The sequence below is a fragment of the Microcoleus sp. MOSTC5 genome, from assembly GCF_036701825.1.
Taxonomy (GTDB): domain Bacteria; phylum Cyanobacteriota; class Cyanobacteriia; order Cyanobacteriales; family Microcoleaceae; genus Microcoleus; species Microcoleus asticus.
Genome location: NZ_JAUBRK010000058.1, coordinates 37,339 through 52,267, shown reverse-complemented (window position 1 = coordinate 52,267; position 14,929 = coordinate 37,339). Strand labels below are relative to the sequence as shown.

Sequence of the window (14,929 nt, the reverse complement as noted above, 5' to 3'; positions counted from 1 at the left end):
AGTGAAAATAAGTTAGGAGTTGGGATTCAATCAACTCTCAGCAAAACTTTTCATTATATCATAAAATTATTTTGCAATAGGTCTATTGTTAAGAAGCCCCATCTATAAAAAATGCTACCTCCATTTTACCAAATTTGTTTCCAACGGCAGCTCAAAAACGCCGAATACTTGACTCTGACAATTTTAGTTTTTCTGCTCCAAATCCATAAACAAGTGAGTATTGAGTTATGGGCAACATTGATGCCATACCCCATCATGTTTGAGAGCCGACGACCTTCTATTCAACGATTTCTTAAGCTACCTATCCTCAATATTGAAAAGATTTGGTTTCCTCTGATTAAATATATCTTGAGAACTCAATTTAAAAAGACACAAGAGTTGAAGGTCGCCATTGATAGAACCGAGTGGCGATCTAAAAATGTGTTTATGATTAGCCTAATTTTGGACAAGAGAGCTTTACCGTTGTACTGGCAGATATTGCCGAAGCGAGGCTGTAGCAACCTCTGAGAACAACAAAGCTTAATCTCCCCCATTCTTGGTCTGCTAAAAAATTATAAATTTTTGCTTTTAGGAGATGCGTGAATTTGGGAGTGTTAAGCTGGCAAGTTGGCTGTGTGAAAAGAATATCAAGTTTGTTTTAAGAATAACCCACATTCCGCAGGTGCGCTCGCGCGCTCGAGTATTTTTAAAAGATGAGCAATATTGAAGCGTCTGATATTAGAGTACAAGATATTGACCACTGCGGACTAATTGCTGGCATCTGTGATGCGATCGGATTAGTCGAAGGGCTCGATCAACTCTTGGGGACTCACCCACAAGAAATCGTCACGCCCGGTCAAGCAGTCAAAGCCATGATTCTCAATGGATTGGGATTTGTCAGCGCCCCGCTGTACTTGTTGGAAAAATTTTTTGTCGGCAAGGCCACAGAGCATTTGTTAGGAGAAGGCATCAGACCAGAACACTTAAATGACGACAGATTGGGGCGCGTCCTGGACAAAATGTATGCAAAAGGACTCACAGAAATCTTCGTGACGGTGGCACTGTCGGCGGCACGACGCTATGGTGTAGACCTGCAGAGTCTGCACTTAGATTCGAGTTCGCTGCACGTTGATGGCGATTACCTGAGCGATCGAGACGATACGGAAGAATCAGGTACAATTCACATCACCCACGGCTATTCCAGAGACCACCGCCCGGATTTAAAGCAATTTATGGTAGACCTGATGTGCAGTGGGGATGGAGATATCCCTTTGTACCTGAGAGTGGGATCGGGCAATGAAACCGACTCGGCTGTATTTGCCCAACTGATTCTGGAATTCAAACAGCAATGGAATGTCGATGCACTGTTTGTGGCTGATGCAGCCCTCTACACTGCTGCTAACCTCCAACAGATGACCCAATTGAGATGGGTATCCAGAGTACCCGCTACCTTAACCAGTGCCAAAGACTTGTTGCAACAGATCCACCCCGACGCATTAGTACCCAGTTCCCTCAGAGGCTATCAGATAGCAGCTTGCGGGAACAACTACGCTCAAATTCCACAACGATGGCTGGTGGTCAAAAGTCAGGCACGGTTGGTATCTGACCTCAAACAATTGGAGAAACGCCTAGCAAAACAAGAAGCAAAAGCCGTTTGTGCACTCAAACAATTACAGAGTCAACAGTTTGCCTGTGAACCAGATGCCCTAGCTGCCGCGGCTGCATTGTCGCAACAGTTACCCTACCATCAATTACAGGACAAGCAAGCGATCGAAATTATAGAACACAAAAAACGTGGCAGACCCCGCAAGGATGCAGCCGGTCAGAAACATTATCAAATCTGTGCGTTACTTGTTCCTAAAGGTAGCGTCATTGATGCCGAACGGCAACGTGCAGGCTTGTTTTTGTTGGCAACCAATGTGTTAGACGAGAAGGTGTTAAGTGATGAACAAATTCTACAAGAATACAAGGCGCAGCAATCGGCGGAGCGAGGTTTTCGGTTTCTCAAAGATCCGTTATTTTTTACTTCGAGTGTCTTTCTCAAGACCCCTGAGCGAGTGGCTGCGCTGGCAATGTTAATGGGTTTGTGTTTGTTAGTTTATAGTTTGGGTCAACGCTCGCTGCGTCAAGCTCTCGAACGCGCGAAACAAACCATTGACAATCAAGTAAGTAAACCTACTGCCAAACCCACGCTGCGATGGGTGTTTCAATGTTTTATGTCGATTCATTTGTTAACGGTTAATGGCGTCAAACAAATTACCAATCTCAATCGAGAAAGATTGTGGATTATCCAATTCTTTGGTGCGCCTTGTCGCAAATATTACCTGCTTTCTTGAGAGTAACGCTAGTACATCGCTCAAGTCATTTTTTTTTGTTTTCAAGTCCTATATTTTGAAAAATCTTCGATGAGGCGATCGTACCTGCGGAATGTGGGAATAAAACAGGAACGGTATATTCAAGAACAAGGAAAGGAATTTAAGCGGTTGAGCGAATGTGGTTTAGTACCAGGTACGAGGTTTTATTTGCCGGGAGTTAAAGTCACAAAACAGAAAGGATTTGGCTTGTTTGATGTCGCTGGTTATTGGCAACGCAAATATCGAGATAGCGGTGAAGATGAAGGCTGATATTTACTCAAAAATATCGGCACATTGAAACAAGCTGTAACAGCGTTTAAATGTCGGAGTGGTATTGAAGCAATGTTTAAGGACTGTAAAACAGGAGGCTATAATTTTGAAAAAAGCTACGCTTGTGACGACAGCCTAAAAAGTTTAATTGTATTGATAGCTTTGGCTTACAGTTGCGCTATCTTACAGGGACGTAAGTTTAAGCAAATGGGAATTCAGAAATACATCGGTCGCCTGATTGAGTCGAAACGAGCGCAACGCCGTCATAGTAGTTTTTGGATTGGATTGTACGGTCAATTGTGGGCCGAGCGTTGCGGAGGGAGTAGGGATGGATTTTTGCCATCCAACTATTGCAGAATTGATGGAAATTAGACGCAATAAGCTCCTATTTTTTCAGAAGGGTTTGAGGGCTATGTCCTTGATTTTATCAAGCTTTTGACTCTTGTTGTCACCCCGTCAGTTTACAGACTTTTGGAACGCATACAAAAAAAATTTTCCATCCAAACGGCACAAAGCCGTAGGCAAAGATAGCCGCAAGATATCCTATAGCCTTTCTCGGAAAGATGAGGTATAATGTTACTGACACTCACTCAGGAGGATAAAGCAGAGAATATCAGATCAAACGAACTATAATTACATGGTTCAGTAAAGCCACGCGAAAGCGATAGCATAGATAATAGCATTTTTTTGACAGCACGAGCTGCTTGAATCACAAAAAGTAAATTTGTACTCCTCTTAATACATTGTTAAAAATGAAAGCTTATTCGATTGATTTTAGGCAAAAAATCCTTGATACTTATCATACTGAACCGATTTCACAAAAAGCAATAGCTAAGCGCTTTTCTGTAGCCCTGAGTTTTGTACAAAAATTGCTTAAACAATATCGTGAAACAAAAAACATTACTCCGCGAACTGACCGATGTGGAGTCAAAGGCAAACTGAATGCAGAGCAACTACTCATATTGACCCAATTGATTGAAGTAAACAATGATGCAACTCTTGAAGAACTTCGTTATTTACTTTATGAGAAAATTGGATTTTCCCTTAGTAGAGCAACAATAGCAAGAAGGATAAAACTCTTAGATATTACTGTCAAAAAAAAACTCTGTTCCCTTCAGGTAAAGGCACCGACCGAGTTCAGCTCCTACGGTGTGAGTTCTGGGAAAAAATTAAAGAGATTAGTTTTAAAGACTTAATATTCATTGACGAATCGGGAGTTAATTTGGCAATGGTTAGGTTATATGCCAGAGCTTTAAAAGGTCAAAGAGCCAAGGGGCCAAAACCAACTAAACGTGGCAAAAATGTCTCAATAATTGGAGCAATGTCAGTCAATGAAATTTTGACATCGGTTAATCTAATAGGCGGAACTGATGCAATTACATTTGAAGCTTTTATTATCAGGAAGCTGGTGCCAAAACTATGGAAAGGGGCTTGTGTAGTGATGGAGAATTGTCCCATTCACTTGGGAGAAGAAGTGAAAAAAGCGAGCGAAAAAAAAGGGGCAAGATTAATATACTTATCACCTTATTCACCAGATTTTTCACCAATTTAAAATCTGCGGTCAAAACTTAAAATCATTCTCCGTTCTATCAAGACTACTAATTATCAAGAATTAGCAAAAGCCATAGAGTTTGCGTTCGGTCAAGTTACATCGTCAAATATTTTTAACTGGTTTACACACTGCTGTTATTGTACCTCATCTTTCTGAGAAAGGCTATATATAGAAAGATTCAATAATACAATCAGGCAAAGAATAGCTAGATTAGAGAGAAAAGTCCTTTCATTTTCTAAAAAACTTTCTAATCATATTGGCGCTATTTGGTATTTTATCCATCATTATAACGTTTCTTTACAACAAGTCAGTAACGCTTAAAAACCTGACTGTGCAGCTCTACCGGAGAGACTAATGAACATTCTTTGAGATGTAATGTACTTTATTTCCATTTTTGTATATAATACGTAGTTTACTATGATTTAAGCCTTAACTAAACCGTATTGAACTATAGTGGAAATAGCTTGATGTGGCAAGTCTGTTTTTTAGATCGCGGGGAATCAACTCCGTCGTGCCGTTTGCCCGGCGGGCTCGCGATCGAGACGCTCGTTCCCCACATGGCGTACTATTTCTATGGGGCAGTGCTGGGTAATATATACTTGGACGCGCACCTGCTAACCTGAAACTTTTAATTGTAGATATCAAAGAACTGACTGATGGATTTAGACCAACAGATTCAAGCATTGATCGAAAAAGCTCCGCCCGACGGTGCGACGCCACAAATCTTACAGGCGATCGCCCCGGCCCTGGTGTTAATTGCCCAACAGCTACAGCATCTCGAATACTCGATCCTGCAAGCGGTAGACCAAAGTTGGGCGATCGTGGTTTTGAGCAATCTCAAGCAACCGGGACGGGAGAAGAGGGTGATTTATGCTTGGACCAGTCTTAAAGATGCGTCGCAGGCCGCGGCTGCTGCGGGCGATCGTCTCAGACCGGTGCTTTTGCCTGTCACTCACATATTATTTCAGATGATAGCTCTTGAAGGTCTTGACAGTATTGTTTTTTTTGAAAGTCCCGGCAATCAGGAAGTGGGAACCGAAATCCCTCGCGAGCAAGTGCAGAACTTAATTAACGTTTACTTGCAACAGTATCGAGCGGCTCCACCGCCAGATATTGCTTAAATAACTCAATTTCCTATTAATTGGTAATAGGGCATTAGACACTGGGCATCGGGCATTACTCATTACCAATTCCCTATTGCCAATTCCCCATTACCAATTCCTCGTAAAGTTTATGTAACTTTTTCACCTTTAATAAAGTCGGCTCAAAACGTAATCTGCCAAGTCAATCAAAGCTTGGCGGGACTCAGAATGCGGCAGCGGAGCTAAGTATTCGACGGCTTTCTGTGCGTGATGGGTGGCTAGTTCTCGCGATCGCTCTATGCCTTTAGAATCTTTTACCAATGCCAGAGCCTGCTCTATATCTCCTTCTTCGGCGAACTCGCGTTCTATGAGAACTTCCAAGTAAGGCTTTTCTTCTAGGCCAAATAGCGCTGGCGCTGTCAGATTCCCGCTTCTGAGATCCGAGCCTGCGGGTTTCCCCAGAGTTTCCGTTGAAGCAGTGAAATCTAATATATCATCTACTATTTGAAAGGCTAAACCAATATTGCGCCCGTAGTTGTACAAATCGTCTGCTATTTCCGCTGAAACCTCGCTCAGACAACCGGCTGCTTTGGAACTGTTGGCGATTAAAGATGCTGTTTTGTAGTAACTTTTTTCGAGGTACGCTTCGATCGACAAGCTGGTGTCAAATCCATTTAGTCCCTGTTGAATTTCCCCCTCAGCTAAATCCATAATCACTTCGGAAAGCAGTTTGACTACTGGCAGGTTGTCCAGATTTGCCAAATGCCAGGAAGATTGAGCAAACAGAAAATCTCCCGCCAATACTGCCACTCGGTTGTTAAACCGACTGTGTACCGTCGGTACTCCCCGCCGCAGATCTGACTCGTCTACCACGTCGTCGTGAACCAAACTTGCTGTGTGGATCATTTCCGTAATTTCAGCGAGGCGGCGGTGTTTTTCTGTGATTGGACGATCGGGCATAGTTGTCCGGGCTATTAACAGGACGATTGCGGGTCTCACCCGTTTTCCCTTTGTGCCGAATAAGTATTCTGCAGCCGCGTACAATATGGGATGACGGGCACCCACTAACTGTTTTAAGTTTTCTGTCAACAGTCGCAGGTCTTCTTCAACCGAGGAAAATAGGAGAGAGCTAGAGATCATGGATACGCCGACTCAAGCGGTAAAGTAACAAAATTTTACATATCATATCTTTATTTTAAGGTAATTCTCTGCAATAGGAAAGAATAATCTAGGCGATCGGCAGTTATTTGTCATCTGCAGCCCGAGCCGAGTCACGCGACAGCCAGAGGCGAGTAGCCCGCTGCCGCAGGGGTTGCCCCTATTGTATAGAATTGTTAAGGACATTGCCAAAAAATCTCTAAATCCCAGAAACCCTGTGTTATTATAGGAGTTAAGGATTTAAACAATTCTATACATTAAGTACAGCCAGACTGGCAGGTAGCTTCCAGGAGCCTGTAAGAGTTTCTTAGAGCCAGCCTTGTTAGTCGATCGCAGCGAAAATTTCTGGGACAGATTTTTAGTTCCTCGTGGCTAAAATTTTTCAGGATTTAAGACTAGCGCATCTTATGTGCACGGTAGCTCAAAGCAGCTAAAGTGGATGGTTTTAGGCTGTTTAAGCATCTGTAAAGCAGTAAATCATTATTGACCGGGAACGCCTAAATGTTCCCGCAGACTTGATATGGAAAAGCAGCCTTCAGAACCAAGGCATGGTCTTGCGTGCTGACTTAATGTAGTAGGTCTTGAACTTGTCCTCCTCCTCCTAGTCCTTGACTTTTGGTTCTAATTATGATTTATCGCGATATTCCTCTAATTATTCCCATTCTGGCCGCCGGCTATGTAATGACTATTTATGTACTGCTGATGTTGGCCGAACGCAGCGCTAAAATAACTCGATTGGGCGAGTAGTGTACTGCTCGGCAGCCGAATCCGGCAGTAGCGCGCTCGCTTCACCGTTGAGAATTCGGAATACTCAATAATAACCCTGCCTTGAATGCTTGTGCACAAAGGCAGGGTTATTATTTACAATTGCGGACACAGTGATTTTCTGGGGTAGGAGTTAGTGCAACACTTTAAACAGTTTCAGGGCTTAAGCATGGGGGCGCTTATTGCGGGTTTATACGAAAAATTTTGCGTCGAAGAACGATAAATACACGAATAAACCGGGTTGCTTCGGTCTGCGTGCGTAAGCGAACTAAGTTTTGAACTCGTCGTCTGAAACCCTTGATTTACCAGGAAGCCTATAGTGTACCTCGGCAAGCGAAGCCTTCGTACCGATCGCCATTAAACCCTTATTATACGGTTTGCCCTCAAAAACTGTCCGAAGTGTTGCACTATGGAAATTTACCGATTTCTGCTTGGCTCTGTGACAGCAAGTATCATGTCAGGGAAACCCTGCCAAGGTTTAGAGAAAGCTATGAAAGTGCGATCAAAAACGGAGCTTTTGAAGTAGTCGGTTATTGTGACAAACACAAATATAAATATTCCTATTTTGTCGGGCAAGAGCTTACAGACCTCTAAGATGAAATTGCCGAGTTTAGCAACCTGGTAGTTCAACTCAAACAATCAATAAACTTGCAGTGCAATCAAATATTTCATCAAGCGGTGCTTAAATGCCTTAGTCAGGCAGATATTCCCTGCACTTTATCCACGCCTTGCCAAGAAAAGCATCTGCTGCCAGTGCTACAGACAAAGCAGCAAAAGTAATTTTTGCTGTGTTTAAATATTTTCCCTATAGCTGTACGGAATAAAAGATACTTGCCAGTAGTAATGACGGTTTTAAAACTATATTAACTATTATAATAACTAACTTAAATACGGAAAATACATTGCTTTAAATTATCAAAATATACTCACTGAATAGCTGTGATGTTCAGGCGCACTAAATCAAATTTGTCCAAATTTGATTTACAATGTTATTCAGGCAATGAACAATTGCAAAGTTTAAACACTAGGGGTAATAGTAGAAAATTAGATGCTGCTCGTCAGCATCACTGATAGCCTCGATGGAATTTTCCCGGAGATTTTGCCGCGAATCGTGGAGCCGTTATTTACCACAAAAAAGACCAACGAAGGCAGCAGGTTGGGACTGGATATTGTTAAAAAGATTGTGGAAAAACATTCGGTTACAATAGAAGTAGCGTCAGTTATAGCTCAAAAGACCTTTATCGTGTCAATCCCGATCGCCGTTGAGCGCTATCCTACTAACAATCATACCGATGCGCAACTAAAAATATAACTCTAGACCGATGTCAAACCTCGATTCCGGTCAGCGTGCCGCCACTGTTCTGGAATCTAAAATGGTATTAATTATCGGTTCCGCTTACATCTATCCCCCTTGATTTGCCCATGTCAACCACAGCTTCTGATACTCAAAGCTTGCTAGAACAGGCGATCGACCCCAAACCGCCGGTGCTGCCTCCAGACACACCTGTGAAAGTCGCGATCGCTGCCATGACTCAGGCGAGCGCCAGTTGTATTTTAATCGCTCAGGGTCAGCAACTGCTCGGAATTTTTACAGAGCGCGATGTTGTGAAAATAACTGCTAGCGGTATTTCGGTGGCAGACGGGGTAATTTCTGAGGTAATGACTGAAAATCCGATCGCCATTTCCCTCGATAAAGCGGGGAATATCTTCAGGGTATTGAGCATATTGCGATCGAAAAGAATCCGTCACTTGCCCCTCACAGACGAACGCGGAAACTTGCTAGGCGCCATCACCTGCGAAAGCATCCGTCAAACCCTGAAACCGGGCGACTTGCTGAAAATGTGGCGCGCAGAAGAAATTATGACTACAGAAGTAATAGTTACTTCAACGAGCACCTCTGTTTTAGAAGTCGCAAAACAGATGACAACCCAGCGCCAAAGCTGCATAGTCATTTGCACTGACAGCGACAACAAACATCAGAAACCTGTGGGCATAATTACAGAAAGCGACATTGTTAAATTCCAAGTTTCTGGACTCGATTTCGCCGGCACTCCTGCCGCCGCCGCCATGAGTTTTCCCCTGATCCCGCTGCCGGTAAAAGCCACATTGTGGCAGGCTCACCAGTTCATGCAGCAGCACGGCATCCGGCGCTTGGTGGTGGTGGACGAGGGAGGATATTTAGCCGGAATCGTCAGCCAAAGTACCCTGCTGCACGCCTTAGATCCGGTAGAAATCCAAGCGAATGTCGAGCTTTTGCAGGAAACAGTTGCCGAACAGATCCAGGAGTTAAAAAAAGTTAACGAACAATTGCAAAAAGAAGCACTTCGGAGAACCGAAGTAGAGGAACAGTTGAGGCTTTTAAATAAAAGTTTAGAAAAAGAAACTCAACAGCAAACTTTAGAATTAATTAACGCTAACAGCCAGCTAAAAAAGGAAATACAAGACCGCGCCACCGCTGAAGCTGAAGTCCGCCGCCTCAACACCGAACTCGAACAGCGAGTTCAAGACCGCACGGTTCAACTAGCAGCCAGCAACGAAGAATTGCAGCAAGAAATTAGCGAGCGCCAATTGCTAGAAAAAAAATTGCACTTTTCTGAAAGCAAAGTTCGCGCCGTTTTTGAAGCAATGACCGACATAGTTCTCGTGCTAGAAAATCCGGGCAACATAGAAGTTTTACCGACAAACACGGCGGCGTTATTAGAGCCTAATTGCGATATAGTTAGCCTAACAATCGAACATTTTTTTGACGACAACAACCCGGATAATTGGTGGATGTTAGTTCAGCAAGTATTAGAGACCCAACAAACGCTCAATTTCGACTACAGCTTAACAGTTGGCGGCCGCGAAATTTGGTTTTCTGCCTGCATTTCTCTGTTCTCAAAAAATTCAGTGATTTGGGTTGCCCGTAACATCAGCGATCGCAAAATAGCCGAGTCAGCGCTGTGCCAAAAAAATGCAGAATTATCTCATACCTTGGAAGAACTGAAGCGCACTCAAAAAGAACTGATTCAATCAGAAAAAATGGCAGCCCTCGGACAGTTAGTTGCCGGAGTTGCTCACGAAATCAATTCTCCTTTAGGGGCGATTCGCTCCTCGGTGCAGAACATTGCCGACTTCTGGGCGGAACAATTGCAGCAGTTGCCGATATTTTTCCAGCAAATATCTCCGGAAAGGCAGCAGGATTTTTTTGCGCTGCTGCACAAGTCAAGTCAAGAAACCGACGCCTTATCTAGTAAAGAAAAACGTCAGTTAAAAAAACTTTTGCAGCGACAATTAGAAGCAGAAAAAATTGAGAACGCCGACAGCCTTGCTTGTACATTATTAGATATTGGCATATGCAATTTAGAAACTTTTTTACCTTTATTGAAAGACACCCAAAGTCCAAATTTTTTACAAACCGCCTACCAATTCGCTACGGTACAAAAAAGCACTAAAAATATTGCTAATGCGACAGATAGGGCAGCTAAAATTGTTTTTGCTTTGAAAAGCTACTCTCGTTACGAGCAGTCGGGTTCCAAAACAATCGCTAACATTACCGACGGTATTGATACTGTTTTAACGCTTTACCACTACCAAATCAAACACGGCGTGGAAGTAATCAGAAACTATGGTACTGATTTGCCCTCTGTGCTATGCTATCCTGATGAACTAAATCAAGTTTGGACAAATTTGCTTCACAATGCTTTACAAGCGATGGGCAACAAAGGAGTGTTGAAAATTGATGCCAAACACCAAGATAACGTAATATTAGTCAGTATTACCGATAGCGGTAAAGGCATTCCCCCAGAAATTATGCCGAGAATTTTTGAGCCGTTTTTCACGACCAAACTTCCGGGAGAAGGCAGCGGTTTGGGATTGGATATAGTTCAGAAAATTTTGGAAAAACACCAAGGTGAAATGCGAGTAGAAAGCGTGCCAGGTAATACCAAATTTACTATATCCTTGCCCATTGGAATCCCGGATAGCAATTAAATAAATGCGGAAATGCCCCAAGTTTTAAAATTAAAAACAAGTAAAATTTTATGCCAAAACCAGTAATTTTGTGCGTTGACGATGAAGTTGTAGTCTTAAACAGTTTAAAAATTCAGCTTAAAAAAGAATTTGGGGATGCTTACCTCTATGAAGTAGCAGAAAATGCAGATGAAGCTTTGGAAATTCTAGAAGAAATTCAAGAAGAAGATGAAAGTGATATTTTGGTCATAGTATCTGACTGGTTAATGCCAGGTATTAAAGGAGATGAATTTTTGATTATGGTTCACCAAAAATATCCCAAGATTGTGAAAGTCATGCTGACCGGGCAAGCCGACGAAGTAGCAATAGCGCGGGTGCAAGAGCAAGCAAACTTGCACCGCTGTTTGTACAAGCCATGGGATCGCAAAGAATTAGTAGAAACTATAAAATCTGGTTTGGCAAAAATATGAACAATAAACCTGTGATTATTTGCGTGGATGACGAACCGATAATTCTTGAAAGTTTGAAAATGGAGTTAAAAAAAACTCTGGGAGAAGAACACTTATTAGAAACCGCTGAAGGCAGCGAAGATGCTTTAGAGTTAATCGAGGAATTGCTGGCAGAGAACTGCGAAATCGTGGCAGTGATTTCCGACTATCTGATGCCCCATATCAAAGGAGACGAATTGCTGAAGCAAATTCACAGAATTTCGCCAAAAACTATCAAAATTATGCTGACGGGGCAAGCAGACATCGAAGCAGTGGCGAATACTATTAAATATGCTAAATTGTACCGCTACATATCGAAGCCTTGGCAGTCAGAAGATTTGAAATTGACGGTGAAAGAAGCAGTCAACAGCTATTTTATGGAGAAACAATTAGCGGAACAAAACGCTCAACTCCAAAAGCTGAATCAAGAATTAGAAACTGTAATCGAGGAGCGGACTGCACAACTGCGCTTGTCTGAGGAAAAGTTTGCCAAAGCTTTTCGTTCTTCTCCGAACCCGATTACTATTACCAGACTTAAAGATGGTCGTTATTTAGAAATTAATGAGGCTTTTTGCCAGACAATTGGTTATTCTGCTGCAGAAATTATCGATCGCACGGCGCTTGATTTGAATCTTTGGGAAAGTATACAAGCCCGTGCCGAGCTGTTTAAAATGTTAGAAGACCAAAAAATTGTGCGCAACTACGAATTTGATTTGCGCACTAAAAGTGGGGTACTTAAAACTGGCTTGCTGTCAGCAGAAATCATTGAGATTCATGGCGAAACCTGCGTGATTTCTGTAATTCAAGATATTAGCGATCGCAAGTTAGCGGAAGAAAAACTCCGAGCTGTAGCGGCTTCTTTAGCAGCAGCGCAAAGAATCGCCCGTGTCGGCAATTGGGAATGTGATTTCTCTGCCAACACAACTACTTGGTCGGAAGAGTTATCTCGGATTTTCGGGCTCGATTCAACCCAAGCTGCGCCAACACTAACTGAGTTTTCGCAATATGTGCATCCGGACGATCGACAAAAGTGGCAAACAACGATCGACAGTGCTATTGCTAGCAGGCAATCCTACAGCTTGGAATATCGAATTCTGAGACCTGAACCGAAAATTGCTGCGGATAATTGCCCGTCACAAATAAGTGAAGCCGGCTTCATCCGCTACATCGAAGCCAGAGGAGAAGTAGTTGTCAACCAACAAGGGCAAGTGACAAAACTATTCACAACTTTGATGGACATTACCCCACGCAAGCTGGCAGAAATAGCCCTAACAGAGAGCGAAGAAAAATACCGTCATTTAGTTGAAACTTCCCAAGATATTATCTGGTCTTGCAATGCTGAAGGGCACATTACTTTTGTGAACCAAGCAGTTAAACAAATCTACGGTTACGAGCCTGAAGAAATGCTCGGCTGTTCTTTTAGCGATTTCTTAGCGCCAGGAGAAATAGACTGGAAATGGGAACTCCAGCAGCGCTTACTGACGGGAAAAACTGTGTTTCAGTACGAAAATATAGTATTAGGAAAAGATGGCAGACAGATTGATGTAAATACCAAGGCGATCGCGCGCATGGACGCTGAAGGAAACATCATCGGCACAACTGGCACAGCTAGCGATATTACCGAGCGTAAACAAGCAGGAATAGCCCTGCAAAAAGCCAAAGAAGAAGCCGACAGAGCCAACAGGGCGAAAAGTGAATTCCTCTCGAATATGAGCCACGAATTGCGAACTCCCCTCAACGCAATTCTCGGTTTCAGCCAACTGCTGGCGCGCGACGCAGCCCTCGGTGCCGACCAACAGCAATACTTAGGAATTATTAGCCGCAGCGGGGAACACTTGCTCGAGCTGATTAACAATATTCTGCAAATGTCAAAAATTGAAGTCGGGCTCGTGACAGTTAATAATAGCACCTTCGACTTGCATAAAATGCTAAAAAATACTGAAGATATGCTGAAGCTGCAAGCCGAAAAAAAAGGGTTACAGTTAATTTTTGATTCCACGCCAGACTTACCTCAATACGTAGAAACAGACGAAAGCAAGTTGCGCCAAGTATTAATTAATGTAGTGGTAAATGCTATTAAGTTCACTGCGGAAGGTGGTGTTAATCTGAGAATAAAACATGAGCTATTGGAAAATAAAAATTACGAAAAAATGCCTATAATTAACAATTGCTGTTTGCTATTTGAAGTTGAAGATACGGGATGGGGAATTTCTGTGGCAGAAATGGACAATTTGTTTAAACCTTTTGCGCAAACAGAAAGCGGGAAAAAAGCTCAAGAAGGAACTGGTTTAGGCTTGCCGATTAGCAAACAGTTCCTAGAGTTAATGGGAGGAAAAATAACGGTAACAAGCAGCGTCGGTCGCGGCAGCATTTTTAGATTTGATGTTAAAGTTTCCCTCCCCAACCCAGTGGAAATTCAGGTGGCTCAAACAGCTCGTCGCGTTGTGAGTCTCACACCCGGACAGCCGGAATACCGCATTTTAGCTGTTGACGATCGCCTGGAAAGCCGCTTGCTGTTGGTTAGAATGCTGACATCCCTCGGCTTTGCTGTGCAGGACGCTGAAAATGGCGTTCAAGCTGTGGAAATGTGGTCGAGTTGGGAACCTCATTTGATTTGGATGGATATGCGGATGCCGGTGATGGACGGCTATGAAGCTACTAAACAGATTAAAGCGCATTTGAAAGGTCAAGCAACGGTGATTATTGCTCTGACTGCAAGTGCTTTTGATGAGGAGCGATCGCTGATTTTGTCTGCTGGTTGCGATGATTTTGTAGCGAAGCCTTTTCGGGAGCAAGTGATTCTGGAAAAGATGGCTAAGTATCTGGGAGTCAGCTATGTTTACGATCGAGAAGCTTCGCCAAGTTCAGATGCTGTGGAGTCCGGTGAAGTGTCCGCGGTAACTGAAACGGCTAATTTTCCTTTTACGCTCAATGCTTCATTTTTTGAAGCTATGCCTGCTGAATGGGTTGATGAATTGTACGCGGCAGCGGATGCGGTTGATAACGAGGAGATTTTTCGGCTGCTGTTGTTGATTCCTCCGATTCATGGTGATTTCTGCAGGGCGATCGCCGATTTGGTGAAGAACTTCCGGTGCGATCAGATTATCGATTTGATTGAGGAGTTTAGAAATTTTTGAAGGAAGAAGGAAGAAGGAAGAAGGAAGAAGGAAGAAGGAAGAAGGAAGAAGGAAGAAGGAAGAAGGAAGAGGGGCAGGTTCAGGATTATTGATGATTTAGGTGGAGAGACTATTTGTAAACTCGCCCGCGGGCGATCGGCTAATTTACCTGTAGCCAAGCTCCCAAACCTGGTAATCATCAGCCATTGCAATT

The 14,929-nt window shown here is 43.1% G+C and carries 10 protein-coding genes and 2 pseudogenes; 11 read left to right on the top strand and 1 reads right to left on the bottom strand.

All coding sequences use genetic code 11. The annotated features are described in order from the left end of the window. Positions 1-692: 692 nt before the first annotated feature. From QUA54_RS26285 to QUA54_RS26260, 6 genes and pseudogenes are all read left to right on the top strand, one after another. Positions 693-2,315 (top strand): IS1634 family transposase, encoded by a 1,623-nt coding sequence (locus QUA54_RS26285; RefSeq protein WP_333417064.1) that lies wholly within the window; start codon positions 693-695, stop codon positions 2,313-2,315. Between the two features lie 69 nt (positions 2,316-2,384). Then, positions 2,385-2,603 carry a hypothetical protein gene (locus tag QUA54_RS26280; RefSeq protein WP_333417063.1) on the top strand — a complete coding sequence of 73 codons (219 nt, stop codon included), beginning with the start codon at positions 2,385-2,387 and terminating at the stop codon, positions 2,601-2,603. A 72-nt stretch (positions 2,604-2,675) separates the two neighbouring features. Then, positions 2,676-2,975, top strand: a complete 300-nt coding sequence (locus QUA54_RS26275) for a hypothetical protein (protein WP_333417061.1) — start codon at positions 2,676-2,678, stop codon at positions 2,973-2,975. 380 nt (positions 2,976-3,355) lie between these two features. Then, positions 3,356-4,311 (top strand): annotated as a pseudogene (locus tag QUA54_RS26270) (IS630 family transposase). Positions 4,312-4,320: 9 nt separating this feature from the next. Next, positions 4,321-4,476: pseudogene (locus tag QUA54_RS26265) on the top strand (IS1 family transposase); the annotation flags it as partial. A 335-nt stretch (positions 4,477-4,811) separates the two neighbouring features. Beyond that, positions 4,812-5,276, top strand: a complete 465-nt coding sequence (locus QUA54_RS26260) for a hypothetical protein (RefSeq protein WP_333417060.1) — start codon at positions 4,812-4,814, stop codon at positions 5,274-5,276. A gap of 129 nt (positions 5,277-5,405) precedes the next feature. On the opposite strand, the gene sds is transcribed toward QUA54_RS26260, so the two are convergent. Beyond that, on the bottom strand, positions 5,406-6,377 hold the full coding sequence (sds, locus tag QUA54_RS26255; RefSeq protein ID WP_333194074.1) for a solanesyl diphosphate synthase: 972 nt from the start codon (positions 6,375-6,377) through the stop codon (positions 5,406-5,408). Positions 6,378-7,457: 1,080 nt separating this feature from the next. Between sds and QUA54_RS26250 the strand changes: the two genes are divergently transcribed. From QUA54_RS26250 to QUA54_RS26230, 5 genes are all read left to right on the top strand, one after another. Next, a complete protein-coding gene (locus QUA54_RS26250; protein ID WP_333417058.1) occupies positions 7,458-7,754 on the top strand; it encodes a hypothetical protein in 297 nt (98 codons plus the stop codon). Between the two features lie 454 nt (positions 7,755-8,208). Then, entirely contained in the window at positions 8,209-8,472 is a 264-nt protein-coding gene (locus QUA54_RS26245) for an ATP-binding protein (RefSeq protein ID WP_333417056.1), read from the top strand. A gap of 110 nt (positions 8,473-8,582) precedes the next feature. Continuing rightward, positions 8,583-11,132 (top strand): CBS domain-containing protein, encoded by a 2,550-nt coding sequence (locus QUA54_RS26240; protein ID WP_333417054.1) that lies wholly within the window; start codon positions 8,583-8,585, stop codon positions 11,130-11,132. A 50-nt stretch (positions 11,133-11,182) separates the two neighbouring features. After that, positions 11,183-11,581, top strand: coding sequence for a response regulator (locus tag QUA54_RS26235; protein WP_333194066.1), 399 nt, complete (start codon positions 11,183-11,185; stop codon positions 11,579-11,581). Further along, positions 11,578-14,736 carry a PAS domain S-box protein gene (locus tag QUA54_RS26230; RefSeq protein ID WP_333417052.1) on the top strand — a complete coding sequence of 1,053 codons (3,159 nt, stop codon included), beginning with the start codon at positions 11,578-11,580 and terminating at the stop codon, positions 14,734-14,736. Before QUA54_RS26235 ends, QUA54_RS26230 begins: the two co-directional genes overlap by 4 nt. Positions 14,737-14,929: the final 193 nt, after the last annotated feature.